The 23,012-nt window shown below is 41.9% G+C and carries 24 protein-coding genes and 1 tRNA gene; 13 read left to right on the top strand and 12 right to left on the bottom strand.

Annotated elements, in window-relative coordinates; all coding sequences use genetic code 11:
• Positions 1 to 775 precede the first annotated feature (775 nt).
• On the bottom strand, positions 776 to 3,388 hold the full coding sequence (gene alaS, locus VR862_RS06170) for an alanine--tRNA ligase (RefSeq protein ID WP_324720091.1): 2,613 nt from the start codon (positions 3,386 to 3,388) through the stop codon (positions 776 to 778).
• Positions 3,389 to 3,511: 123 nt separating this feature from the next.
• On the opposite strand from alaS, the gene VR862_RS06165 reads away from it, so the two are divergent.
• Genes VR862_RS06165 through VR862_RS06145 form a run of 5 tightly spaced genes read left to right on the top strand, consistent with a single transcriptional unit; the run spans position 3,512 to position 6,659 of the window.
• On the top strand, positions 3,512 to 4,489 hold the full coding sequence (locus VR862_RS06165) for a M23 family metallopeptidase (RefSeq protein WP_324720090.1): 978 nt from the start codon (positions 3,512 to 3,514) through the stop codon (positions 4,487 to 4,489).
• Positions 4,489 to 4,821, top strand: a complete 333-nt coding sequence (locus VR862_RS06160; protein ID WP_324720089.1) for a MerR family transcriptional regulator — start codon at positions 4,489 to 4,491, stop codon at positions 4,819 to 4,821. The genes VR862_RS06165 and VR862_RS06160 overlap by 1 nt, the downstream gene beginning before the upstream one ends.
• 1 nt (position 4,822) lies before the next feature.
• Entirely contained in the window at positions 4,823 to 5,419 is a 597-nt protein-coding gene (locus VR862_RS06155; protein WP_324720088.1) for a LemA family protein, read from the top strand.
• An 11-nt stretch (positions 5,420 to 5,430) separates the two neighbouring features.
• Complete coding sequence (locus tag VR862_RS06150; RefSeq protein ID WP_324720087.1) at positions 5,431 to 5,865, top strand: TPM domain-containing protein; 435 nt, start codon at positions 5,431 to 5,433, stop codon at positions 5,863 to 5,865.
• Positions 5,865 to 6,659 (top strand): TPM domain-containing protein, encoded by a 795-nt coding sequence (locus VR862_RS06145; protein WP_324720086.1) that lies wholly within the window; start codon positions 5,865 to 5,867, stop codon positions 6,657 to 6,659. Before VR862_RS06150 ends, VR862_RS06145 begins: the two co-directional genes overlap by 1 nt.
• An 816-nt stretch (positions 6,660 to 7,475) precedes the next feature.
• On the opposite strand, the gene VR862_RS06140 is transcribed toward VR862_RS06145, so the two are convergent.
• From VR862_RS06140 to era, 3 genes are all read right to left on the bottom strand, one after another.
• Positions 7,476 to 10,253 (bottom strand): outer membrane beta-barrel protein, encoded by a 2,778-nt coding sequence (locus VR862_RS06140; protein ID WP_324720085.1) that lies wholly within the window; start codon positions 10,251 to 10,253, stop codon positions 7,476 to 7,478.
• A 91-nt stretch (positions 10,254 to 10,344) separates the two neighbouring features.
• Positions 10,345 to 11,649, bottom strand: coding sequence for a ribosome biogenesis GTPase Der (gene der / locus VR862_RS06135; RefSeq protein WP_324720084.1), 1,305 nt, complete (start codon positions 11,647 to 11,649; stop codon positions 10,345 to 10,347).
• A gap of 171 nt (positions 11,650 to 11,820) precedes the next feature.
• Positions 11,821 to 12,711, bottom strand: a complete 891-nt coding sequence (gene era / locus VR862_RS06130; RefSeq protein ID WP_324720083.1) for a GTPase Era — start codon at positions 12,709 to 12,711, stop codon at positions 11,821 to 11,823.
• A gap of 225 nt (positions 12,712 to 12,936) precedes the next feature.
• Between era and VR862_RS06125 the strand changes: the two genes are divergently transcribed.
• From VR862_RS06125 to VR862_RS06115, 3 genes are all read left to right on the top strand, one after another.
• Positions 12,937 to 13,281, top strand: coding sequence for a hypothetical protein (locus VR862_RS06125; protein ID WP_324720082.1), 345 nt, complete (start codon positions 12,937 to 12,939; stop codon positions 13,279 to 13,281).
• Positions 13,278 to 13,481: a helix-turn-helix transcriptional regulator gene (locus VR862_RS06120; RefSeq protein ID WP_324720081.1), complete on the top strand. Its 204-nt coding sequence runs from the start codon at positions 13,278 to 13,280 to the stop codon at positions 13,479 to 13,481. Before VR862_RS06125 ends, VR862_RS06120 begins: the two co-directional genes overlap by 4 nt.
• 123 nt (positions 13,482 to 13,604) lie before the next feature.
• Entirely contained in the window at positions 13,605 to 14,111 is a 507-nt protein-coding gene (locus VR862_RS06115) for a hypothetical protein (RefSeq protein ID WP_324720080.1), read from the top strand.
• 64 nt (positions 14,112 to 14,175) lie between these two features.
• Here the strand turns inward: VR862_RS06115 and VR862_RS06110 are convergent, their stop codons facing one another.
• Entirely contained in the window at positions 14,176 to 14,802 is a 627-nt protein-coding gene (locus VR862_RS06110; RefSeq protein WP_324720079.1) for a DUF4403 family protein, read from the bottom strand.
• Between the two features lie 142 nt (positions 14,803 to 14,944).
• On the opposite strand from VR862_RS06110, the gene VR862_RS06105 reads away from it, so the two are divergent.
• The 3 genes from VR862_RS06105 to VR862_RS06095 all read left to right on the top strand — a co-directional run bounded on the left by VR862_RS06105 (position 14,945) and on the right by VR862_RS06095 (position 16,827).
• Positions 14,945 to 15,454, top strand: a complete 510-nt coding sequence (locus VR862_RS06105) for a gamma carbonic anhydrase family protein (protein WP_324720078.1) — start codon at positions 14,945 to 14,947, stop codon at positions 15,452 to 15,454.
• Positions 15,455 to 15,820: 366 nt separating this feature from the next.
• Complete coding sequence (locus VR862_RS06100; protein ID WP_324720077.1) at positions 15,821 to 16,087, top strand: hypothetical protein; 267 nt, start codon at positions 15,821 to 15,823, stop codon at positions 16,085 to 16,087.
• 71 nt (positions 16,088 to 16,158) lie between these two features.
• The gene (locus tag VR862_RS06095; RefSeq protein ID WP_324720076.1) at positions 16,159 to 16,827 is read left to right on the top strand and encodes a hypothetical protein; all 669 of its coding nucleotides are present in this window, start codon (positions 16,159 to 16,161) and stop codon (positions 16,825 to 16,827) included.
• Here the strand turns inward: VR862_RS06095 and VR862_RS06090 are convergent.
• From VR862_RS06090 to VR862_RS06075, 4 genes are all read right to left on the bottom strand, one after another.
• Positions 16,824 to 18,101 carry a dicarboxylate/amino acid:cation symporter gene (locus VR862_RS06090; protein WP_324720075.1) on the bottom strand — a complete coding sequence of 426 codons (1,278 nt, stop codon included), beginning with the start codon at positions 18,099 to 18,101 and terminating at the stop codon, positions 16,824 to 16,826. The two genes, VR862_RS06095 and VR862_RS06090, sit on opposite strands and share 4 nt — an antisense overlap.
• 29 nt (positions 18,102 to 18,130) lie before the next feature.
• Positions 18,131 to 19,087, bottom strand: coding sequence for a calcium/sodium antiporter (locus tag VR862_RS06085; protein ID WP_324720074.1), 957 nt, complete (start codon positions 19,085 to 19,087; stop codon positions 18,131 to 18,133).
• A gap of 66 nt (positions 19,088 to 19,153) precedes the next feature.
• The gene (locus VR862_RS06080; RefSeq protein ID WP_324720073.1) at positions 19,154 to 19,657 is read right to left on the bottom strand and encodes a hypothetical protein; all 504 of its coding nucleotides are present in this window, start codon (positions 19,655 to 19,657) and stop codon (positions 19,154 to 19,156) included.
• A 102-nt stretch (positions 19,658 to 19,759) separates the two neighbouring features.
• Complete coding sequence (locus VR862_RS06075) at positions 19,760 to 20,119, bottom strand: hypothetical protein (protein ID WP_324720072.1); 360 nt, start codon at positions 20,117 to 20,119, stop codon at positions 19,760 to 19,762.
• Positions 20,120 to 20,315: 196 nt separating this feature from the next.
• Here VR862_RS06075 and VR862_RS06070 point away from each other — a divergent pair, with 196 nt between their 5' ends.
• Positions 20,316 to 21,050 carry a hypothetical protein gene (locus VR862_RS06070; protein ID WP_324720071.1) on the top strand — a complete coding sequence of 245 codons (735 nt, stop codon included), beginning with the start codon at positions 20,316 to 20,318 and terminating at the stop codon, positions 21,048 to 21,050.
• Between the two features lie 313 nt (positions 21,051 to 21,363).
• Positions 21,364 to 22,173: a DUF6616 family protein gene (locus VR862_RS06065; RefSeq protein ID WP_324720070.1), complete on the top strand. Its 810-nt coding sequence runs from the start codon at positions 21,364 to 21,366 to the stop codon at positions 22,171 to 22,173.
• Between the two features lie 97 nt (positions 22,174 to 22,270).
• On the opposite strand, the gene VR862_RS06060 is transcribed toward VR862_RS06065, so the two are convergent.
• The 3 genes from VR862_RS06060 to VR862_RS06050 all read right to left on the bottom strand — a co-directional run bounded on the left by VR862_RS06060 (position 22,271) and on the right by VR862_RS06050 (position 23,010).
• Positions 22,271 to 22,343: transfer RNA gene (locus VR862_RS06060), tRNA-Met, on the bottom strand.
• A gap of 54 nt (positions 22,344 to 22,397) precedes the next feature.
• On the bottom strand, positions 22,398 to 22,751 hold the full coding sequence (locus tag VR862_RS06055; RefSeq protein WP_324720069.1) for a SpoIIAA family protein: 354 nt from the start codon (positions 22,749 to 22,751) through the stop codon (positions 22,398 to 22,400).
• A gap of 76 nt (positions 22,752 to 22,827) precedes the next feature.
• Positions 22,828 to 23,010: a CPXCG motif-containing cysteine-rich protein gene (locus VR862_RS06050; RefSeq protein ID WP_324720068.1), complete on the bottom strand. Its 183-nt coding sequence runs from the start codon at positions 23,008 to 23,010 to the stop codon at positions 22,828 to 22,830.
• Between the last annotated feature and the right edge of the window lie 2 nt (positions 23,011 to 23,012).

Below are 23,012 nucleotides of genomic sequence, written 5' to 3'. Positions count from 1 at the left end.
CTTTAGTACAAAGTTAAAAAATCAAGAGGAAAAAAGGAGAGTCACATTAGGATTTAATCATAGTATCTGAAAGGGTTGATAAGATTGCTATTACTGAACCTACTAGTACAAAAAAGATCTTGCAGATTAGAAACACGAAATTACACATTTAAATCTACTCCAACATTTTCTTGAGCCGGAAAGGCTCCAACGAATTAGCCCCGGGCAACGCCCGGGGAAAAATAATCCGACTCTAGACCAGCCTGTAAGGCTGGAAACATGGAAGAACCTGATTAATTTCAACCTTACAGGCTGATAGAACCCGATTGAAAAAGGGCCCGGAGCACAGCTCCGGGCTAAGAGTTATGAGGTTTACAGCCTCTGTTCTAAAGAAAACTCACAGGGGTCCTAGAAACCGATGGATTCTTTTAGAACCCTTTCAGGTTTGGAACCCTTAAAGGGTTAATGGAACTGGAAATACGAAATTCCCGATTTAATTTCCTTCAACATATGAATGAGCCTGAAAGGCTCCAAAGAATTAGCCCTGGGCAACGCCCGGGAAAAAATAATCCGACTCAAGACCAGCCTGTAAGGCTGGAAACCTGGAGAGCCTGGTTGTTTCAACCTTACAGGCTGATAGAACCCGATTGAAAAAGGGCCCGGAGCTGTGCTCCGGGCTAAGAGTTATGAGGCTTACAGCCTCTGTTCTAAAGAAAACTCAGAGGGTCCTAGAAACCGATGAATTCTTTTAGAACCCTTTCAGGGTTTGGACTCCTGAAAGGGTTGCCTCGATCCTTTATTTTACAAACTCCTCCGCTTTTTCCAAAGCCTCATTTAATCCTGCGGGATTTTTCCCTCCGGCAGTAGCGTAGAAAGGTTGTCCGCCGCCGCCGCCCTGGATGTAGCGGCCAAGTTCTTTTACTACTTTTCCTGCGTTTAGTCCTTTTTCCTCTACCAGATTCTTCGAAATGTAACAGGAAAGCATAGCCTTTTCGTCCTGTTTTGTTCCAAAAAGCAGGAACAGGTTGTCCAGCTCGTCACCTAATTGGAAGGAAAGATCCTTGATCCCGCCCATATCCAGGTCTAACTGCTGAGCTAAGAAATTCACTCCGTTGATCTCCTGGATCTGACTTTTCAGGTCTCCTTTTAGGATCTTAGCCTTATCGCGAAGCAGAGTCTCGACCTGTTTCTTTAGTTCTGCATTTTCTTCCTGCAAATTCACTACAGCTTTTACAGGATCCTGTGCGTTTTTAAGCACCGCCTTTAATTCGCTGAATGTTTTCGTCTGATCTGTAAAATATTCTTTTGCAGCTTCGTTTGTGATCGCTTCTATCCTTCGGATTCCCGATGCTACCGCACCTTCTGAAAGGATCTTAAAATGCCAGATATCTGAAGTGTTTCCAACATGAGTTCCCCCGCAAAGCTCCATAGATTTTCCAAAGCGAACGGCGCGAACTTTGTCTCCGTATTTCTCTCCAAAAAGGGCAATTGCACCGTCATTTATAGCTTCCTGATAGCTCATTTCTCTGTTATCGATCAAAGGCAATTTTTCTGCAATCCTTTTGTTGACGAAATCCTCGATCTGCTGCAATTCTTCAGGAGTTACTTTGCTGAAGTGTGAAAAATCAAATCGCAAATAATCGCTCTGCACCATTGACCCTTTCTGCTCCACATGATTCCCGAGAATTTCTCTCAAGGCCTGGTGCAACAAATGTGTTGCACTATGGTTTGCAGCAGTCCGTGCACGTTGTGCAGCATTGACCTTTGCCGTGAAGGTGCCGGAAAGATCTTCGGGAAGTTCTTTCGCAAGATGGATGATAAGGTTGTTCTCTTTACGGGTGTCTAAAATATAGATTACAGCTCCATTCTTTGACTCCAGAGTTCCCGTGTCCCCTACCTGGCCTCCGCCTTCAGGATAGAATGGAGTTCTGCTGAAAACCAGCTGGTATAATTCTCCTTCTTTTTTTGACTCTACTTTTCGGTACCGCAGGATCTCCACGTCAGCTTCAAGGCTGTCATAACCTACAAATCCTTCAGTATCTGCCTCCTTCAGCACCTGCCAGTCTCCCGAAGTCACTTTTGATGCGTTTCTGGAACGATCTTTCTGCTTTTGAAGCTCTGCCTCAAAACCTTTTTGATCCAACGAGTATCCTTTCTCGCTTAAAATAAGTGCTGTAAGGTCAATTGGAAATCCATAAGTATCGTATAGCTCAAAGGCTTTCTTACCCGATACATTCTTGTCTTTGCTCTCCTGCATGATCTGGTCCAGCAAAACTAGTCCCTGATCAAGGGTGCGTAAAAAGGAATTTTCCTCCTCTCTTATCACATTAGTTATGAGGTTCTGCTGAGATCGTAACTCTGGAAAAGCTTCTCCCATTTGATCTGCCAGGGTTTCCACCAGCTTACAAACAAAGGCTTCTTTTTGATTCAGGAAGGTAAATCCATATCGAATCGCCCTTCTCAAGATCCTGCGGATCACATATCCTGCTCCGCCGCTGCCGGGCAGCTGCCCATCGGCAATGGCAAAGGATACGGCGCGAACGTGATCGGCAATTACCCGGATCGCAATATCGGTCTCTTCGTTCTTGCCATATTCAGAATTAGTGATCTCACTGATCTTCCTGATGAGTGGCGTAAAAACATCTGTATCATAATTCGATTTCACTCCCTGCAGCGCCATACACAAGCGCTCAAAGCCCATTCCCGTATCCACGTGCTTTTCAGGAAGTTTTTCCAGGGCACCATCGGCTTTTCTATTAAACTGAATGAAAACCAGATTCCAGATCTCTACCACAAGCGGGTGATCGTTATTTACAAGATCTCTTCCCGGAGTTTTTGCTTTTTCTTCAGCCGATCTTAAATCAATATGAATTTCAGAAGAAGGTCCACAAGGCCCCTGATCTCCCATTTCCCAGAAATTGTCCTTCTTATTTCCGTAGATGATACGATCTTCAGCAACTATCTGCTTCCAAAGATCAAGAGCTTCATTATCTAAAGGAAGATCTTCCTCCTCGTTCCCTTCAAAAACGGAAACGAACAGATCTTCTTTGTTCAATTTGTAAACTTCTGTAAGTAATTCCCAGGCCCAGGTAATGGCTTCTTTCTTGAAATAATCACCAAAACTCCAGTTGCCAAGCATTTCGAACATGGTGTGGTGATAGGTATCCTTCCCTACCTCTTCCAGGTCATTATGCTTGCCACTTACCCGCAAACATTTCTGGGTATCGGCAATACGCCGGCTCTTGGGAGTTCCGTTGCCCAGGAAGTACTCCTTGAACTGGTTCATCCCGGCGTTGGTGAACATCAAGGTAGGATCATCTTTCACCACCATAGGCGCAGATGGCACTATGCTGTGGGATTTACTTTGGAAAAATTCGAGGAATTTAGAACGTATCTCCTGGGATTTCATGAAGGCTAAAATTTTATATTATGCTTTCGGGAAAACAATTTTTATATTTGTTCGTTTCTCAAGCTGATTGTTGCACTGTTTTTGCAACATTTTAAGTAACGCAAAAATAGAATAATTTAACTTATGTCTAAGGTTAAATATTATTACGACAGCGAGACGCTTTCATACAAAAAAATCGAGCGCAAGAAGGGCCGCCGCCTTGGAATTGCTGCTCTTAGTGTACTCGGAGCCTTTTTGGCAGGCTTCGTACTTCTGGTCATTTACCTCAACATTCCGCAACTCGAGACTCCTAAGGAAAAAGCTCTTTCGAGGGAGCTAGCGAACATGAAGTTGCAGTACAACCTTCTCAATAGAAAAATGGAGCAGGTAGAACAGGTTCTGGCAAATGTCGAAGACCGCGATAATAACATCTACCGTCTTTACTTTGAGGCCAATCCAATTCCCGAAGAGCAGCGGCTTGCAGGATTTGGAGGTATAAACCGCTATAAGGATCTGGAAGGTTTTGACAACTCCAAACTTATTATAGATAGCCATAAGAAGCTCGACATGCTTACCAAAAGACTGGTAGTGCAATCGCGTTCTCTTGATGAGATTGTAGAACTGGCTAATGACAAGGAAAATCTACTAGCTTCTATTCCCGCTATTATGCCTGTAAAAAATGAAAATCTTCGAAGAATGGCTTCGGGTTATGGATGGAGAACAGATCCCTTTACCAAAGTAAGAAAGTTCCACTATGGTATGGACTTCACTGCTCCTCGCGGCACCCCGGTATATGCAACCGGTGACGGGGTGGTAGAACGGGCAGATAACCGTTCCAGCGGCTATGGAAATCATATTCGCATCGATCATGGTTATGGTTACGTGAGCCTGTATGCACACTTATACAAGTACAATGTAAGAAGAGGACAAAAAGTACAACGTGGAGATCTCATAGGTTTTGTAGGAAGTACCGGTCGTTCCCAGGCACCACATTTGCATTACGAGATCTTTAAGGATGAAGAAAAGATCAACCCAATCAATTTCTATTACGGACATCTTTCTCCATCTGAATACGATGAGATCCTCGAACAGGCACAGCTTGAAAACCAATCCCTGGATTAATGCACGTAGACCTGCCCGATAAACTCTATTATTCAATTGGGGAAGTCGCTGAGGCTTTTAACGTCAATACCTCGCTTATTAGATTTTGGGAGAAGGAATTTGATGTCATTAAGCCGAAGAAGAACGCCAAAGGCAATAGAAAATTTACCCGGGATGATATAAAAAATCTCGAATTGATCTATCACCTGGTCAAGGAGAGAGGCTTTACGCTTGAAGGTGCAAAAATCCACTTAAAGGAGGAGAAAAGCCGGAAAACATTGTCTAACTTTGAGATCATCCGAAAGTTGGAGAATATAAAATCAACACTAATCAATCTAAAAAAAGAACTATAACATGAAAAAATGGCTCGTCCCCGTATTGATCATTGGGGCCATACTTTTAGGTATTTATTTACTTTTCGTCGGAAAATATAACAATGCTGTTGTGAAGCAGGAAAATGCTGAAACTGCCTGGTCACAGGTAGAAAGTGCTTACCAACGGCGAAGCGACCTTATCCCTAATCTCGTCAATACAGTGCGGGGAGCGGCCGATTTTGAACGTGGTACGTTGACTGATGTGATCGAAGCCCGTGCACAGGCAACTTCAGTGAATGTAGATGCAGACAACCTTACCCAGGAACAACTGCAACAATTCCAGCAGGCTCAGGGTCAGGTTTCATCGGCATTATCGCGCCTGTTGGTGACGGTAGAAAGATATCCCGAACTCAAGGCAACTCAGAATTTTCAGCAGTTGCAATCCCAGCTGGAAGGTACAGAGAACAGGATCAACGTGGAAAGGAACAGGTTCAATGAGCAGGTAAGAGAGTACAACACTTACATTAGAAAATTTCCGAACAATGTGATCGTGGGAATGTATGGCTTTGATGAAATGCCTCTCTTCGAGTCAGATCCGGGAGCAGAGACCGCGCCTGATGTAGAATTCGATTTTTAAAAGCCTCGAAAATGTCAAAAATAGAAGAATTTCTTACCGAAGAAGAGGAAGCCGAAGTGGTCGCAGCCATTAGAAAGGCCGAAAGTCATACCTCGGGAGAAATTCGGGTGCATATTGAGAAGACGAGCAAAGGCAATATCTGGGATCGTGCCATGGAGGTTTTTCACCTTCTAAAAATGGACAACACCAAAGAAGATAACGGGGTGCTTATCTACGTGGCTATTGATGACCGGCAGTTCGTGATCTATGGAGACAAAGGCATCAACAAGGTAGTACCAAAAGACTTCTGGGAAACCACAAAAGATGTCATTGCCTCGAGATTCAAAAAAGGCGAATTTAAGGCGGGGCTTGTTGAAGGCATACTTAAGGCCGGTAAGGAATTACAGGAACATTTTCCCTGGAGCGAAGGTGATGTCAATGAACTTTCGGATAAAATATCCAAATAATGAACAACTCACTTCGGAATTCTCTTTTTTCAATGCTTTTTCTATGCCTTGGCTTTACAGCCATCGCGCAAAGGGATATTCCGCCAAAACATTCTTTGGAGACCAGTGTCTATGATGAGGCCGATGTGCTCACCTCTCAGGAAGAGCAGGCGCTGGAAAGAAAGCTGATCAATTATGCCGATACCACTTCTACACAAATTGTAATTGCTACTATAGAGTCTTTGCAAGGAGAAGAAATCGCAACCTATGCTACTGAATGGGCACATGAATGGGGAGTGGGACAGGAAAAAGAAGACAACGGTATTTTTATCCTTCTTTCTGAAGGGGACCGCCTTATCCAGATCCAAACTGGATATGGAATAGAGCCTTACCTTACCGATGCACTCTCCCACCAAATAGTCCATAATATCATCCTTCCCGAGTTCCGAAATGGCAGTTATTACCAAGGTCTCGATGCAGGCACGACAGCCATTTTTCAGGTCCTCAACGGGACCTACCAGGGCTCCAGACCCACCTCGGGCGGAGGGGCTCCTCCCAGGTTTATAGTTCTGGCAATAATTTTTATTGTTTTTCTTTTTATCCTTAGCTCCCGAAACAAAAGAGGTGGCGGCCGTGGCGGATTCCGTCGTGGCGGTGGTCTTCTCGACGTTCTAATTCTAAGCAGCCTTGGTCGCGGCGGATTCGGTGGCGGCGGCAGCTTTGGAGGTGGAGGTGGCTTCGGCGGAGGCGGTGGCTTTGGCGGAGGCTTCGGTGGCGGCGGCTTTGGCGGCGGTGGCGCCGGCGGGGGATGGTAGGGTAGACGGTAGTCTTTAGTCGATTGTCTGTAGACCTTAGACGTTAAAATTTCGCTTTGCGATCATCGATCTTCGCAAGCTTCAGAGGAGGAGGATTATATCTCATTTTTTTATTATTGCCCCAGCGGTGCAACATGTTGGTAGCCCCGGAATTAGATATCGAAAATTATAGCCCCAGAGAGGCGACACCTCAATAGCCCGGGGTTTTAACCCCGGGTCAAATAATCACAATTTATTTTAGCCCTGTAGGGGCGAAATACAATCCACACAACCCAGAAATCCGCGCCGATGGATTATTCATGGGGAAAATGAATTCGGGAAGGGCCCAGCGGGGCAACACGTCGGTAGCCCCGGAATTTATTCAGGGTAAAATTAGATATTGAAAATTATAGCCCCAGAGGGGCGACACCTCAATAGCCCGGGGTTTCAACCCCGGGTCAAATAATCCCAATGTATCGGAGCCCTATAGGGGCGAAATACAATCCACAACCCAGATGGCAAATCCGCGCCGATGGATTATACCTGGGGAAAATAAATTCGGGAAAGGCCCAGTGGGACAACATTCCCGGTAGCCCCGGAATTTATTCCGGGGGTAAAATATATGATGAAAAAATAGCCCCAGAGGGGCGACACCTCAATAGCCCGGGGTTTCAACCCCGGGTCAATAATTCCTATGTATTAGAGCCCTGTAGGGGCGAAATATTTATTTGCACCGCACGAATGGAAAATCCGCGCCAATGGATTATTCCTTACACAACAAGACCTCTCAAAAATGCCATTTTTGGGAGGTCTTGTTGTTTGACGGTACTTTATTCTCTAAAACATGAAAATTCCACCTCTACCTCTTCCTTTGTTTGGATCTTTTCCTCCAAACCTGCTGAGTTTATAGGTGAAACTCACCATAAAGTACTGCTCCAGGATCAACTCCTGAGTATCCTGCACGTAATCTTCTCCTATGACTCTTCGGGTGCTGACGTTTTCGTCCAACAGATCATAAACCTTTACCTTAAGGGTAGCATCATCTCCCAAGAATTTATATCCTAGGCTCATGTTCCAAAGAAGGGACGTGGGATCAAAACCGGGAGCGACATTTCCAAAGGAAATAAAAGAAATATCATTCCCAAAAACCACATTTTTGGGCCAGTAGGTGGTAGCTTCCAAAGCAATTGTGTGATTGGTGTACTCCTCCTCTCTTCCAAAATTGATATCATATTTGGAAAGGTTGTAACTCACTTCATAACGTGGATTGATCTCCACCAAATCGTTGTAATTGTATCCTAATCTCAATGACGGGTTTATTCCGAAGCGATCGGCATTATATCTAAAACCATTGCTGAAACCTATCTGTCGGTTATAATTCCCGTACAACCCAAGCCTGTAGCTAAACTCCTGTTCTTCCTTTTTGTGTCTTTTACTGTAGGAAACACCGGCATAACCTGAAATTCCGCCGTCAAGATTCCTGAAGGTTGTAGTCGTAACAAGATCCTCATTGGTAATGCTGTATGGCACCACCTGATCTTCATACACTGTAGTTGATGCATAAATACTCATCCCGCTACGCGTAGCAAAATCGAAATTCTGGTACCCCAAATAAACCTGATGGGTAAATGTCGGATCCAGTTTTGGATTCCCAATCACAATGTTCAGCGGATTTGTGAGATTAGGGACCGGTTGCAGTTCTCTTATGGAAGGAATTTCGGTGTCATTGCGGTAATTGATGTAAAGTGACTTTCCACGGGCTAACTCGTAGCGAACGTTTGACCTTAGATAAAGGTTGTTATAATTGTTCTTAAAATCCACGTCTGCAAGGAAATTCCGGTTTTCAAGGGTAGTATTTAATAGCCCCATATCCAAACCTGCACGCAGCTTCTTTCCTTCAAAGCTGATACCTGCATTAGGAATATGCTTGAAACTTTTGACCTCAAAATCATTTGAAAGAAGATTATTGAACTGAGTATATTGTCCCGTCTGCTCATCAAATTCAAACACACTTCTGGTGCTGTTCATACTTTGGGTGCTAAAGTCATAAGACAGGTCCAAAAACAGCTTATCGGCAAGCACAGAACGCTGAGTTACTCCGGCTTCATATTCATCTGTATTATTTTCCTCGTCTATGAACTGGTCCTGAATCCTGGTTTCCACAAGCTCACCGCCTTCGGTGTCAAAAAGTTCGGAATAAAAGAAATTTTCACTTTCCCGAAGCTGATTTGAATTTTCAAAAGAAGCTTCCAGATAAGCCCCGCGGCTGCCAAATTTCCTGGTGACACTTATCCTGTTGTTGAAGTCTTTATTATAGATATCTTCCCTGTCTTCGGTATTCGTTACCAGTTCCCGGTTGTTGTCCATTCTTTCGGAAGCACTGCTTCTATGGGCGAATCCGTCGCTAATGCTTATTGAAGGGCGGATCTCGATCCTGGTCATCGTATCCAGCTCTATTTCAAAATTCAGGTTGGCGCGATGATTTTCGTTTACAATATTGGCATCAGAAATTATATCTGTATAAAAGGTGCGGTCTGGCAAAAAAGTCTCCCTTTCCACTACACTAGCTGTTTCTGTATCACTTTTGACAAAGAAATAGTCGCCGGTAAGTTCTAATTTCTTATCCCATTCGTTCGTGAAGTTTAGCCCTGCAGTTTCGCTCTTCGTTATTCCCTGGTCAGATCCAAAGTTCATTCCATTCACGGCAAAAGTTCCATTACTTCTAATCATGATACTTCTTGAACGACCGCGCATCATATCGAAGACCTCATCCATGCTAAAGCCGGAGCTATTGATATTGTTCGAGCTTGCCAGGGCACTTACCCTTAAATCATCCTTGAAATAATTGGCAATACCGCTTAGTTCATAACGTTCATCTGTACCGCCACCGGCCGTGAAGCGGGCGAAATAACCTTTATTCTTGTCTTCCTTAATGGTGACATTGATCGTCTTGTTATCGGGATCTCCTGCCTTTCCGGTAAATTCTTCGGATTTTGTTTTGGTATCTACCACCTGGATCTTGTCAATTATTTCCTTCGGAAGGTTTTTAGTGGCGATCTTGGGATCATTTCCGAAGAATTCCTTTCCGTTAACAAGGATCCTGGAGACAGGTTTCCCATTCACAGTTATATTACCCTGCGCATCCACTTCCACCCCGGGAAGTTTTTTCATCAATTCCTCAAGGTTTGCGTCCTGTCTGGTATTAAAGGAAGCCGCATTGAATTCCAGCGTATCCCTCTTCACGGTTACCGGGGCTCTTTCTGCAACCACAGTTACTTCTCCCAGTTCATTACTTGCAACTTCCATTAATAATTGACCAAGATCAATATTCTGCTTATCTAGTTGTATGAATCGTGAGAGTGGCATATACCCATTATAAGAACTCACCAGCCTTAGGCTATCCATTTTTCCGGAGCCCTCGATCATAAAGTCTCCCGCATTGTTTGAAATAGTATAAGCTACCAGGCTGCTGTCTTTCACTTTTTCTACAAAAAGCGTTGCCGATTCTAGCGGAAGCCGGGTTTCTGCATCTACAACTTTTCCTGAAATGCTGAATTGCTGGGCCCATGTTCCGGTCACAGAAAGGAACAGGCAGAGAAATAGAATTTTCTTCATTTATTGGGAGGTCTTTAAAAATAAAAATGCTGCTACTAAAGGTAACAGCACTCATTGGACTCCTAAAAAGGTCAAAAGTTACACCTCTCTTCTATTTTTTTCTAAAGTAGACCGAAACGGGTACTCCTGTAAAATTAAATTCTTCTCTTAATTTGTTCTCCAGGTAACGCTTGTAAGGGTCTTTTACATACTGAGGAAGATTACAAAAAAAAGCAAACTGGGGTTGTGGAGTTGGCAGCTGCATACAGAATTTTATCTTTACATACTTTCCTTTATAAGCAGGCGGCGGATAGGATTTAATAATAGGCAACATCACCTCATTCAGTTCGCTGGTCTTGATCTTTTTGCTTCGGTTATTATATACTTCTACAGCCGTTTCAATAGCTTTAAAGATCCTTTGTTTAGTGAGCACAGACATAAAGACTATGGGCACATCTGTGAATGGTTCCATCTCCCTGCGAATCTGCGCCTCATACTCCTTCATGGTATTGGTCTCCTTATCGACCAGATCCCATTTGTTCACAAGGATTACGATTCCCTTGCGGTTGCGCTGGGCAAGCCAGAAAATATTCTGAACCTGTCCGTCAAATCCACGGGTAGCATCCATAACGATGAGGCATACATCACAGTGTTCAATGGCGCGGACAGACCTCATAACCGAGTAGAATTCGAGATCTTCCTTTACCTTGGATTTACGCCTTATCCCTGCCGTGTCTACGAGGTTGAATTCAAATCCAAAGCGATTATATCTGGTGTCGATGGAATCGCGTGTTGTTCCTGCAATATCAGTTACTATGTATCTATCTTCTCCTATAAGGGCATTGATGAAGGAAGATTTCCCGGCGTTAGGACGACCTACCACTGCAAAACGTGGAAGTTCGGCTTCTTCTTCGCGGGTATCTTCGGGTAAAGCATCGACCAAAGCATCAAGTAGTTCACCTGTTCCACTTCCGTTGGTACTGGCAATAGGAAAATATTCTCCCAGACCGAGAGAGTAAAATTCCACTGCATTTTCCAAACGCTTGGCATTGTCAACCTTATTCACGGCAAGAAAAACAGGCTTGTTCACCTTCCGGAGTAATTGAGCCACGTCTTCATCCATGGGAGTAACGCCTGTTTCTACATCTACCATAAAGATGATGGCATCGGCCTCACCAATAGCAAGTTCTACCTGTTTATCGATCTCGGCTTCAAAAACATCATCACTTCCTATGACATAGCCTCCTGTGTCGATAACAGAAAAATTGCGGCCATTCCAGTCGGTCTTTCCGTAATGCCGGTCGCGGGTCACACCACTTACCGAATCAACGATGGCTTCACGGCGCTGGATCAATCTATTGAAAAAGGTGGATTTTCCAACGTTAGGTCTACCTACAATGGCTACTATACTGCTCATAATAATTTTATTCTTAAGGGCTGCAAAATTAGGTGATTTAAAACAATTGCAGCATACATATATCTGTCTAATTTTCAGTAATAACAGACGAAAAAGTTCTGAAAAACATTTGGAAAATGAAAACTGCAGCGGTAAATGCAGATTCTTTCTTAAATAAGGTTCCTGATTGGCCTAGCGTTTGTCCCCTGTATACCCGAAACGCTTTAGTTGTTTCACGTCGCTGCGCCAGTTCTTATTTACTTTTACATAAAGCTCCAGGTGAACCTGTTTTCCGAAGAATTTCTCAAGATCCTTACGGGCCTCTACCCCTACTCTTTTAAGTGCGGTACCTTTGTGGCCAATGATGATCCCCTTTTGAGTTTCCCTTTCCACCATGATAACACTTCTCATACGAATGATCTCCTCTTCCTCAAAGAATTCTTCGGTATCAATTTCAACGCTGTAAGGGATTTCTTTTTTATAATGCATCAGGATCTTTTCACGAATGATCTCGTTCACGAAAAAGCGTTCCGGCTTATCCGTGAGGGTATCTTTAGGATAAAAAGGCGGGGAATCTGGTAGCAGTTCTACGATTCTGCCAAATACCTGCGGAACATTGAACCCTTCAAGAGCCGAAACCGGAAAAATTTCGGCATTCGGCACTTTCTCCTGCCAAAGTTGCACCTGTTCCTCAAGTTGTTCCTGATTAGATTTATCGATCTTGTTCAGCAAGAGCAATACGGGGATTTCAGAATTGATGATCTTATTGAAAAAAGCCTCATCCTTTAACTCCTGTTCTCCTATTTCCACCATGTAGACCAGAACATCGGCATCTTCAAAAGCAGATTTCACAAAATCCATCATTGACTCCTGAAGCTGGTAGGCAGGTTTGATAATACCGGGTGTATCACTTAGTATGACCTGGAAATCATCACCATTGACAATTCCCAGTATCCGGTGACGCGTTGTTTGAGCCTTGGAGGTGATGATGCTCAATTTCTCACCCACAAACGCGTTCATGAGCGTAGATTTACCAACGTTGGGATTACCTATAATATTTACAAAACCAGCCTTATGCGCCATAACTTCTTTTTTGCAAAGATATTCTCAAATACAGGTCTTTCCTAATTCCGGGGGTCAAACTTGTCAAAAACAGAAAAACCTTTCACTGCCAAATGTAAAGTTTATTTTACAATTGTAAATATTTGTCTATATTTGTCAAATAAACTTTACATCATCATGGAAAAATCAAAACTAAGCAGATGCACTACACAGAAAAGGAACAACCTTCTTTTATTCTATTGGACAATGGCATGGGTTCTAACCATGGCTCTGATTGCCTTTGGACCTAAATTTCTCTGGGACAATAATGATACTCTCAACCTGGTTGGTATTCTGGTCAACTTCCTGGCAGGAATCGGGATGATACTGGCTAATAAAAAACATCTGAACGACCTGGATGAACTACAGCGAAAGATACAGCTCGAAGCCATGGCGATAACACTGGGAATAGCAGTGGTGGCGGGCCTTAGTTATTCCATGCTGGATGTATGGAACCTCATCTCTTTTGACGCTGAGATCTCACATTTGGTGATCATCATTGGTCTTACCTACCTCACCGGAACTATTGTTGGAAATCTAAGGTACAGATGAAAAACAATATCAAAGATCTCAGAACAAAATTTAATTTGACACAGGCACAGTTGGCAGATAAGCTGTATGTTTCCCGCCAAACCGTCAATGCTATTGAAAAAGGGAAATTCGATCCAAGTTTACCACTGGCCTTTAAGATTTCTCAATTGTTTCAAAAGCCTATTGAAGAAATATTTGAGTGGGAAGAAGAGAATATTTAATAGGTTTTAAGCAAGCTAATCAATCCTTCCCATTTCGACGAACCTCCTTTTAACAGAGAATTATAAGTAATAGGAACCTTCTTTTGTATTTTTGATGGTAATAACTTTCAAAACCAAAAAATAATGAAAAAATTTATGATCTTAGTTATCACCATTGGTCTTTTGACTTCATGTGGTGATAACGAAAAGGAAAATCTTTCTGCAGAGTTTGATCAATTAATGTCGCAGAATGACAGCCTTCAACAGGCTCATACAGAGTTTCGGTCTACACATGAGAGAATGAAACAAAACCACCAGGACCTAATGCAGCAATTGGACACCATGCAGGTTTCTGATTCGACCTATTTTGAGCACATGGCGCAGAATGAGGTGATCATCAAGAAACATGAAGGGATCCTTGCCGGTCATGAGGAGCTCATGCAAGGGCATCAGGATCTTAGAAACAATTTCGGCAACCTGAGCAGTGAAGAGATGAAAGCGCAAATCTCGAAAATGAAGGATGTCCACAGCACAATGATGGATGAACACAGCACCATGAAAAGCGAGCATGAGGATATCATGAACAAGCACGACGAGATAAGAAAGAATATTATTGATAACAACCGGCAAGAGGATCAGCCTCAGTCCTGATATTGAATATTCTTCTTACTTATATATTCCCATAGTATTCAGAAAATGACACTATGGGAATTTTTTATATATCGATTTTCTTAATGTTGAGTACGTTGTTCCCAAGAATGCTTACAGCAACAAGTAAGGTACGCTGGCCCGGGATAATTTCTTCAACACGAAACTCTTTTAATTTTCCTGTTATACTTATACCGTCGGCCACTTCCATTCCCCCGGTCAACCTATGATTGAGCTTATCAAGTTTTTCTATTACCACCGGGCGTATATCAAACTTCATCTTCTCCTTAAGTTTTGAATACATAAAGTTATTTACAATTGACTCTACCAACTTGTCTGTTATCCAACCATTATTTTCACTATCTAATTTATATCGCCTTATATGAACCTGTTGGTCTGCTTCATTAAAAGCCAAAGAAAGGTGTGCCACCAGTTTGATAACTTTATTCTTAAAGAAAGTGGTTAGAAGCTTTAACTGAACATGGACGGCAAGATCAAAATCGTCCAAGGTACTACGTTCAAGACTTATCCCCTGGATTCGTGCACGATCCAAAGTTTCTCCATTGGCTTTACCCTTGCTGATTATTTTTCCCAGCAATTTCTTTTGAAGATAAACTTGCAGTACCTGATAGTCTACCTTTACCGGCAAACGAAGTACCACATTATAGTTGTGTTCAGGATCTATTCCTTCCATATTAGGTCAATTGCATAAAAGGAAAAAGATAATGATTTTTGATTACCCAATCAACCACACCTCAAAAGCTAAGATTTTTTTAACGCTACGGTTAAAGATGCTCTCCTTCTTTCGTATTTTTACATGACAAGATCTACTAATTATGCCACTTATCCTACCTGTTGAAAACACCTCTCCTGAAATAGGTCCAAATTGTTTTATTGCTGAAAATGCCACTATAGTTGGCGACGTCAAAATGGGAAAAGACTGTTCGGTCTGGTTCACCGCTGTAGTTAGAGGGGATGTAAATTCCATTCGCATAGGGGATCGGACTAATATTCAGGACGGAGCAGTAATCCATTGCACCTACAAAAAAGCAGCAACTACTATTGGGAACGATGTTTCCATAGGCCACAGGGCCATTGTTCATGGATGTACGGTGGAAGATAATGTGCTAATAGGAATGGGTGCGATTGTGATGGATGATGCGATAGTAGAAAAAGGCTGCATCATAGCTGCAGGTGCGGTAGTCCTGGAAAAGACAATTTGTGAAGCCGGGCACATCTATGCAGGAGTTCCGGCAAAGAAGATGAAGAAAATTTCAGAAGAACAGATAAAGAACATAAGAAAGACTGCATCGAATTATGTCATGTACAGTGACTGGTTCAGTTAAAAAAATTCCTAAAAGACAAATAGCCTTTGAAGGGAAAGAATTAAAATAATCCCCGCCACAGCTGCAAGAATAAAAATTCCAATCAAGCGAACCTCGGAATTTTTAATGAGCTTCAAAATATCCTGCCTAGACATAGATCCTTTTTCACCAAAGTATGCAAAATGAATGCCACTTTTATAAGTGAAAGAAAAATTCAAAGATTGGCCTGCCAGCCATACTCGATTGACTTTCAGACAATTTATTCGGTTCCGGTTTTAAAATTTTAAGAAGAGTGAGTTTATTTTTATTATTATCTTATGAGTTCTTCCTGTCAAACTTTCCTCTCTTCCTATTACCTTTAATCTGTTGATTTTATTTGCATTAGGAATGAACCGGATCACAATTGAAGAATTCTCAGGACTGCCAGATCAAGAACAGCGCGAAATCCTCAAAAATATTGGTGTTTACCTGGATTCTTTTTATAGCGGTGGTGAAAAACGCGAGTTCTATTCTATAGACCACTTTTTTGTAGAGGTACAGATTGATCTTGTTGATCCAATCCCCGTTAAAATAAAAGCATTTGATACAGGAGAGGAGATCGACCAATACTCCACCATCTTTAATGAACTTATTACGGAGCTCTTCCATCCTTGAAGAATTTCTTTTACAGGTCATGGCCCGCAGACCTATATCACCTATATTGTATTAAAATTCGTACATCATCAATGAAATTGAAATCTGATCTCGTATGGGCTATAGTTTTGATAGGTTTAGCAGCAGCATCGTTCTTTTTGGGAATGAAAAAATCCAGTCTGGAAACAGAGGCAGCACTGGAAGATCAGCTGGAAAAGATAAAGCTGCTCGAAAGTAAAAACCAACAATTGTCTGAAGAGTTAAGGTCCCGGGGAGTATTTAGTTATCCCCAAGCCAACACCATATCCAAGCTACAGGATTCAGCAGCCACAGTACTCATCACGCTTAATGGTAAAGATCCCATTGAGGATCTGAGGCTCCAAAGAAAAGTCACCTATAGCTACTCTAAATCCCAGGCAACGGCTGAAAAGGATTCAAAAGGGAAAACCTTCGATCTTGGCACTCTAAAACCTCATAATCCTTCAGCTTTTGATATTGCGCTCACAGAAGAGGAAGTCGCCATTCATTTGGAATATAGTTCCAAACGAAAGAAATGGCACCAATATCTCCGGTTAAAGAAGACCAAGGATGGAAAGATCAAATCTTTCTGGGTGATCACCAATCAAAATTCTGTAGTAATAGATAAACATATTGATCCCGGGTTTCCAACAGATCCTGAAGGAAAGGTGGTCCTTTGGAAAGATCAAAGTCTAAAATACAGTGAGCTGGAAATGAATTCGATCTTTCCTCCTGAAAATTAAACTGGAATATTCCTTAAATGAGTGGCGGCCGGTTTCTCAACTACAACCTTTGCCACTATAGTGGAAACAGCTGCATCTCCCGAAACATTCACCACGGTTCTACACATATCGAGAGGGCGGTCAACTCCAAAGATCAAAGCTAATCCTGCTTCGGGAATGCCTGCCTGCGCAAGAACGATTACCAGCATTACCATACCGGCGCCCGGCACGGCTGCCGATCCTATGGAAGCTAAAGTTGCAGTGAGAATGATGCCCAGCTGGGTTCCCAGGGAAAGGTCCATCCCGAAGGCCTGGGCAATGAAGACAGCTGCCACTGCCTGATAGAGGCTGGTACCATCCATATTGATCGTCGCTCCCACAGGCAGCACAAAACTTGCAACTTCCTTAGAAACACCCAGATGACCTGTTACCCTTTCCATAGTAACCGGAAGGGTCGCAGCACTTGAACTGGTCGAAAAAGCCAACAATTGTGCAGGGGCTATACCTAAGATAAAAGACTTCGGAGATCTTTTTGTGAACAGGAAAACTATGAAGACATAGAAGCCAATCATTATAATAAGACCCACTATCACAGTAAGGCCGTACATTCCTAAAGCTGCAAAAAGATCAATTTTGGGGGAATCAATCACCAAAGTTGCCAGAAGAGCAAATACTCCTATTGGTGCTGTAATCATGATCACATCGATCATCTTAAGGATCACTTCATTAAAGCCATCAAAGAAATCTTTGACTGGTTTCGCTGCACCACCTGGAATAAGGATCAATCCTACTCCCACCATAATGGCAAAAAAGATTACCTGAAGCATATTTCTATTATCGGCAGCAGCTCCTAGAAAGTTTTCAGGAACAATTTCAACTAATCCCTGGAGCGGGCTTACTTCTTTTTGAGTCTCTGCCTTAGAAATATTTAAAGAAGCCTCGGTTTGATAGCTCGATAAAAGATCCATTCTCGTCTCTTCAGAAATAGAAGAACCAGGTTTAATTAGATTTACCAGGAGCAAACCAATGGAAACCGCCGTTACTGTGGTAAGAATAAATGTAAAGACGGTCCTGAAACCCATTTTTGAAAGATTAGTGAGATCCTTTAAATCAGACACCCCTTTAATTAGCGAAGCAAGAATAAGAGGAACAGCAATAAGTTTAAGGGCATTTATAAAAATGTTACCGAAAGGTTTGATCCAGTCCCGAACCAGGGAGGGTCCCCAGGAGAATTGAGACAGAGCCAGACCGGTGAGCACTCCAAGGGCCATCCCAAAAAGGATCTTCCAGTGCATTGGAATTTTTTTTGTTATCATAATTAAGGTCACACCTCTTTTAGTACCAGAAAAGTTGTGTAGGATATGTAGATAAGAAGTAGTATTCCTGCTTCCCATCGCTCAAGCCTTCTTTTACCGCCCAGGAACATAAATAAAAAGAGAAGGGCTGTACCTCCAAACAAGAGATAGAGATCGACGTTGAAGACAACATTATAAGCTATTGGCTTTACCATGGAACTTATCCCAAGAATAAAGAAGATGTTGAAAATATTGGATCCCACAATGTTACCTACTGCGATGTCGTTGCTCTTCTTAAAAGCTGCGATCACAGAAGTCGCAAGCTCCGGAAGGGAAGTACCGGCTGCAACTATTGTTAGACCAATAATTTTTTCGCTCACCCCAAGATTAGCAGCAATTTCCATTGCACTGTCAACTACCAATCTACCTCCAATGATCAAACCTGCCAAACCCAGGATTATAAAACCGAAGATCTTCAAGTTAGAAGATGATGTAACACCCCCCTCGGCAGTAGGAGTTCCCGACTTGAGCTGTTTGTAGACGTAAAACAAAAAAATTAGAAAGAATAGAATTAAGATAAGGGCATCCCATCTGCCCAGCGTGCTTTCCTGATCAACAAAAAAGTCATTGACCAAAAAGTAAAGAATCACGGCGGCTAAAATGGAAATAGGGATCTCCTTCCATACAGTAGTTTGCTGCACCAGCAGAGGAGAGATAAGTCCTGCCACCCCTAAAATAAAGAGCAGGTTAAAATTGTTACTACCTATAACATTTCCAAAGACTATATCTTCATGCCCCTGATATGCCGCCACCACGTTTACTACAAGTTCCGGAGCCGAAGTACCAAAGGCCACTATAGTAAGACCAATAGCAAGTTCAGAGATCTTTTTTTTTCGTGCAAAGGCTGAAGAATTCTCTACCAGCCAGTCTGCTCCTTTGATCAACAATAAAAGTCCGGCGACAAGCCATAAAATTTCAAGTATCATCTAGTTTTGAGAAGTTTAGGAGATAAAAAAAAGGGATTTTATGCAAATCTCTTTTCTTTATCTTATTTAAGCAGCAGAATTAAGGGTTGAACGAACATTAATAAGATCATTGATTGTCTTCTTCCATCTTTCGGCATGTTTTAACTCATAATCCTGTGCATAACTTTCTTCACAATTGTAAAGTTCTATGAACCTAAACTCTCCGTTGTTCAATTTCAACTGAAATCCCAATTTTTGAAGAATATCTTCTGAGTCCTGCTCTCTTGATATGGTTTGCATCTCTGTATAAATCTCGCAGGTGCGAACTTCCTTTAGGTCGATGAATTCAACAGCAAAGTCTACTTTTCTTTTCTGAACAAAAAGGATCATGGCTCTAACTTTATCGAGTCCCACAATACTGTTGTTCCAGCTGTCCTCTTCACTAAGGGATAGATCGTGTTTCTGCATTTCTTCTGAAAATCTCGTTTTCAATTTCCTTCCCTCCTTTTTCCCAAGCAGGATAAAAAGAATATAAGGTATAACCACTGCTGCCACCAGGGCAAGGTCTACTAATAGAATATCTAGTTTCATTTTTTTAAGTTTAAAATTATGGTGCTGATTCATCGTGTCTGCCCGCAGGGGCGACACAGGGAGAGCTCGGTTAAGGCTCTTTTCGGCGACTGAAAGAAAAACTTAAAGAAAAACGTGAAACGGAAATATCACCTCCTTCAGCCCAAGGCCGGGTGAAATATTTCGGGAGCGTTGAATATAACCAGTCGAGCTCTTAGTATGAAGACGAATGTAGAATTCAAAATCGTTTGATGTATTTCCGTGTTTAAGAAAAACGAGGTTCTTGTTAAAAGGAATGATCGGATCAAAGACTTCATCCACCTGCTCTCCTACTGAAGAAATAGCAAGTTCCTGCTGTTCTCCCTCATCACCGGTATAAAAGAAATGACCACCGACAGTAGCAGCCAACAGGCCGTTACTGTTCCAGAGCAGCAGGAGGAGCAGAAGAACTACAGGAGCCGGAATAAAAATCTTTTTCAGCATAATCATGATCAAATGTACATCATAGTTCTGTTAAAAAAACATGCACCTGGAGGTTGCCTTAAATTATTTTTTGAAGGAAACCTAACAGTAAAGATCTGCTCCAGAAGCCGTAAGAAAAGGCAAATCCTGCTCTTTTAAATTAATTTTAAAACAATAGTACTGAGGTTTTTATACCTTAGAAAAGAAAGACTTCTCTATGGTACTATATTCCTTCTTTGCGGTCGTGATCCTTTGCCTCACACATATTTTCACCAATAAACTAAGACTTAGTAATATTCCGCGAAGCAAGTGGTTATCTCTGGCTGGAGGAATTTCGGTAGCTTATATATTTTTGGCTGCTTTTCCGGAGTTGAACGAAATCCAACATGAAGTGAGTGAATCGGAAATCATTGGCTGGGAGAGCATTTCAGAAATGGAAGTTTTCCTTCTCTCTTTGATAGGACTTACCTTTTTCTACGGTCTCGAAAATCGCTCTAAAAAGTCCTGGGAATCCCAGAGAACACCAGACGAAGGGGCCAAGAAGAACCTGGGGATCTTCTGGATCCACGTTTCTTCCTTTGCGGTTTACAATGCCATCATTGGTTACCTTTTAATAAACCGGGAAGAAGAGTCCCTGCAGAGTTTCCTGCTTTATGCAATTGCCATGGCTTTTCACTTCATAGTTACAGATCATTCCCTGGAGGATCATTTTTCCAAGAGCTATCAAAAGAAAGGCAGGTGGATATTGGTTGCTGCAGTCTTTTTAGGTTGGTTGGCTTCTATTTATATAAGTATTCCTGAAGTTTACATCGGCATTATCTTCTCATTTCTTGCTGGCGGCGTTATTATGAATGTCCTTAAGGAAGAGTTGCCAAAAGAAAGGGAAAGCAATCTCTTCGCTTTCTGTGTGGGGGTAATCATCTACGGCAGTATTTTGATCCTGGTTCGATAGTCTAAAGATTTTTTAGAATTCTAAATTTATCCTGTACTTAACAAAAAGAGAAGGGTTTGACTTTTTTTTGAAGCCCTTTTCTTCTATTAGCGGGAATTTCGAAAATATTGAACCAACTTTTAGAGTGTATAACTTCAATTGCTCTTTAAATCAACCTTTTTAGAACGTTTTTCTTACCAGACGCTAACTGCTCTCCACCTTTAAAACAACCTCTAGATACTATTGCTTTCTGCTGATACTGTGCTATTTAAAAATTTTTTTTAACTTTTACCTGGCTCTACTTTTAGTTTAAACTAACCAAAAAATAATAAAGATGAAAAAACTGTTGATTTCTTTATCCACTGCTCTATTATTTGTCTCACTACTTAGTGCACAGAATAGTGCTAAGCCAGAAAACAATTATATCCTGACAGAAATATGGAAAGCCAAACCAGCATGGTATGAATTAGCCCCTCAGGAACGAACACAATTTTTTGAAGATAAAATTAAACCTGTTCTAATGGGGGCGATGGGAGCTGGAGCAGATATTCTTGGTACTGCTGTTAATAACAATACTGGCAGCGAACGAATGGATTACCAGTTCATGGCGGTCTGGACATTTCCCGACAAGAAAAGCTCTGACCAGCTGGAGAAGGCTGCTAAGCAGGCTGGGTTCCTGAAATATTTTGACCAGGTAAACTTTAGCGGAGAAATTATTCCTCCTCCTGCTTTGAATAAGCAAATGATAGAATTGACGAGTAACTCAGATACATCTGACGATCTAAAAAAAGCAATTCAACAAAATTTACAGGAGATGGGGCAGGCCATGTCCAGTGGAAATCCGAAATTGTTAGCCACTCATTTTACTGAAGATGCTATGATGAAATTTCCAGGTTTAGACCCAATTCAAGGTAGAGAGGCTATAGCAAAGCACCATGAGATGATGATTGAACAGGGAATTTCTGTGAGACCAAGAACAAATGAAGTAGAGAGATTGGGCAATACCGGTTACGAAATTGGCACATATGAGCTGCTAAATAAAGAAGACCAAATTATAGACTCCGGGACCTATTCTTCTATCTGGAAAAAAGTAGATGGTGAATGGAAAATATATAGGGATGTTGTGAGCAGTTCCAAACGCTAATCCCTGGTCCTTGCCAATTCAGACCATGATAAAACCCGAAGCACTTGAAAAATCTATAAATAAAAAACCACCTCTTTTGAAGGTGGTTTTTTCTTAGTAGCGGGAACTGGACTCGAACCAGTGACCTTCGGGTTATGAGCCCGACGAGCTACCTACTGCTCTATCCCGCGATATTGGACTGCAAATATACAGTCAATTTTTAAATCTCCAAAGCTTTTTTAATTTTATTGCATCACCCAATTCATGGCCTTCATACGTTCCTCTTTATCAAAAGATTCTACCTGGGCGTCCACCAAGATTTTCTTTACCTCAGTAAAAAGTTTGAAAAATTTGGCATCTGTAACTACCGCTATTTTGTGTAAGGAGTTCTTTTGTTGCATCTCGAACAACAGATCTTTAAAAACGGCTTTTAAGGTGATTCCATCGTCATGCCGATCTTCCAGGTATACATTTATTTTATCGTATTTTTCTATCTTCTCCTGAAGCATTTGCTGGATCTGTTTTAGTCTGTCATGATCCACTTTTTGCTCCAGAATGATTCCCACTACATTATCAGAAAATTCGAAAGTTGTCTTCATTTAATAAGATTTGAGGTTTAAAAGAAAATACGAAAAATACTATCCTAAAAATGTTACTTTAGGAAAGTTTTAATTTTCACTGTTCAAGATTCCTCGCTTCGAAGGAGCTTAATTCTCCGTGCTCAAAGACAGCTTCAACCTCAATAGGATTACAACACACCTCACAATCCTCAATGTATTTTTGCCGCCTTACCGTGTTGTCCAGCAACATGGAGATCTCCTCCCAGCAATAGGGACATTGAAAAAAATGCTCGTACATTT

Source organism: Salinimicrobium aquimaris, from assembly GCF_035607535.1.
In the GTDB taxonomy this organism is placed as follows: Bacteria; Bacteroidota; Bacteroidia; order Flavobacteriales; family Flavobacteriaceae; genus Salinimicrobium.
The sequence above is the reverse complement of the archived record's forward strand: the minus strand, read 5'-3'. Positions and strand labels throughout refer to the sequence as shown.

Bases quoted from the DNA above. Each gene is read 5' to 3' on its own strand.
- VR862_RS06110 (WP_324720079.1), bottom strand. From the start codon at position 14,802: ATGGAAGGAATAGATCCTGAACACAACTATAATGTGGTACTTCGTTTG.
- VR862_RS06150 (WP_324720087.1), top strand. From the start codon at position 5,431: ATGTCAAAAATAGAAGAATTTCTTACCGAAGAAGAGGAAGCCGAAGTG.
- VR862_RS06080 (WP_324720073.1), bottom strand. From the start codon at position 19,657: ATGAAACTAGATATTCTATTAGTAGACCTTGCCCTGGTGGCAGCAGTG.
- alaS (WP_324720091.1), bottom strand. From the start codon at position 3,388: ATGAAATCCCAGGAGATACGTTCTAAATTCCTCGAATTTTTCCAAAGT.
- VR862_RS06145 (WP_324720086.1), top strand. From the start codon at position 5,865: ATGAACAACTCACTTCGGAATTCTCTTTTTTCAATGCTTTTTCTATGC.
- VR862_RS06065 (WP_324720070.1), top strand. From the start codon at position 21,364: ATGAAAAAACTGTTGATTTCTTTATCCACTGCTCTATTATTTGTCTCA.
- VR862_RS06160 (WP_324720089.1), top strand. From the start codon at position 4,489: ATGCACGTAGACCTGCCCGATAAACTCTATTATTCAATTGGGGAAGTC.
- VR862_RS06095 (WP_324720076.1), top strand. From the start codon at position 16,159: ATGAAATTGAAATCTGATCTCGTATGGGCTATAGTTTTGATAGGTTTA.
- VR862_RS06125 (WP_324720082.1), top strand. From the start codon at position 12,937: ATGGCATGGGTTCTAACCATGGCTCTGATTGCCTTTGGACCTAAATTT.
- era (WP_324720083.1), bottom strand. From the start codon at position 12,711: ATGGCGCATAAGGCTGGTTTTGTAAATATTATAGGTAATCCCAACGTT.
- VR862_RS06105 (WP_324720078.1), top strand. From the start codon at position 14,945: ATGCCACTTATCCTACCTGTTGAAAACACCTCTCCTGAAATAGGTCCA.
- VR862_RS06155 (WP_324720088.1), top strand. From the start codon at position 4,823: ATGAAAAAATGGCTCGTCCCCGTATTGATCATTGGGGCCATACTTTTA.
- VR862_RS06140 (WP_324720085.1), bottom strand. From the start codon at position 10,253: ATGAAGAAAATTCTATTTCTCTGCCTGTTCCTTTCTGTGACCGGAACA.
- VR862_RS06115 (WP_324720080.1), top strand. From the start codon at position 13,605: ATGAAAAAATTTATGATCTTAGTTATCACCATTGGTCTTTTGACTTCA.
- VR862_RS06165 (WP_324720090.1), top strand. From the start codon at position 3,512: ATGTCTAAGGTTAAATATTATTACGACAGCGAGACGCTTTCATACAAA.
- VR862_RS06070 (WP_324720071.1), top strand. From the start codon at position 20,316: ATGGTACTATATTCCTTCTTTGCGGTCGTGATCCTTTGCCTCACACAT.
- VR862_RS06100 (WP_324720077.1), top strand. From the start codon at position 15,821: ATGAACCGGATCACAATTGAAGAATTCTCAGGACTGCCAGATCAAGAA.
- VR862_RS06050 (WP_324720068.1), bottom strand. From the start codon at position 23,010: ATGTACGAGCATTTTTTTCAATGTCCCTATTGCTGGGAGGAGATCTCC.
- VR862_RS06055 (WP_324720069.1), bottom strand. From the start codon at position 22,751: ATGAAGACAACTTTCGAATTTTCTGATAATGTAGTGGGAATCATTCTG.
- VR862_RS06075 (WP_324720072.1), bottom strand. From the start codon at position 20,119: ATGCTGAAAAAGATTTTTATTCCGGCTCCTGTAGTTCTTCTGCTCCTC.
- der (WP_324720084.1), bottom strand. From the start codon at position 11,649: ATGAGCAGTATAGTAGCCATTGTAGGTAGACCTAACGTTGGAAAATCC.
- VR862_RS06090 (WP_324720075.1), bottom strand. From the start codon at position 18,101: ATGCACTGGAAGATCCTTTTTGGGATGGCCCTTGGAGTGCTCACCGGT.
- VR862_RS06120 (WP_324720081.1), top strand. From the start codon at position 13,278: ATGAAAAACAATATCAAAGATCTCAGAACAAAATTTAATTTGACACAG.
- VR862_RS06085 (WP_324720074.1), bottom strand. From the start codon at position 19,087: ATGATACTTGAAATTTTATGGCTTGTCGCCGGACTTTTATTGTTGATC.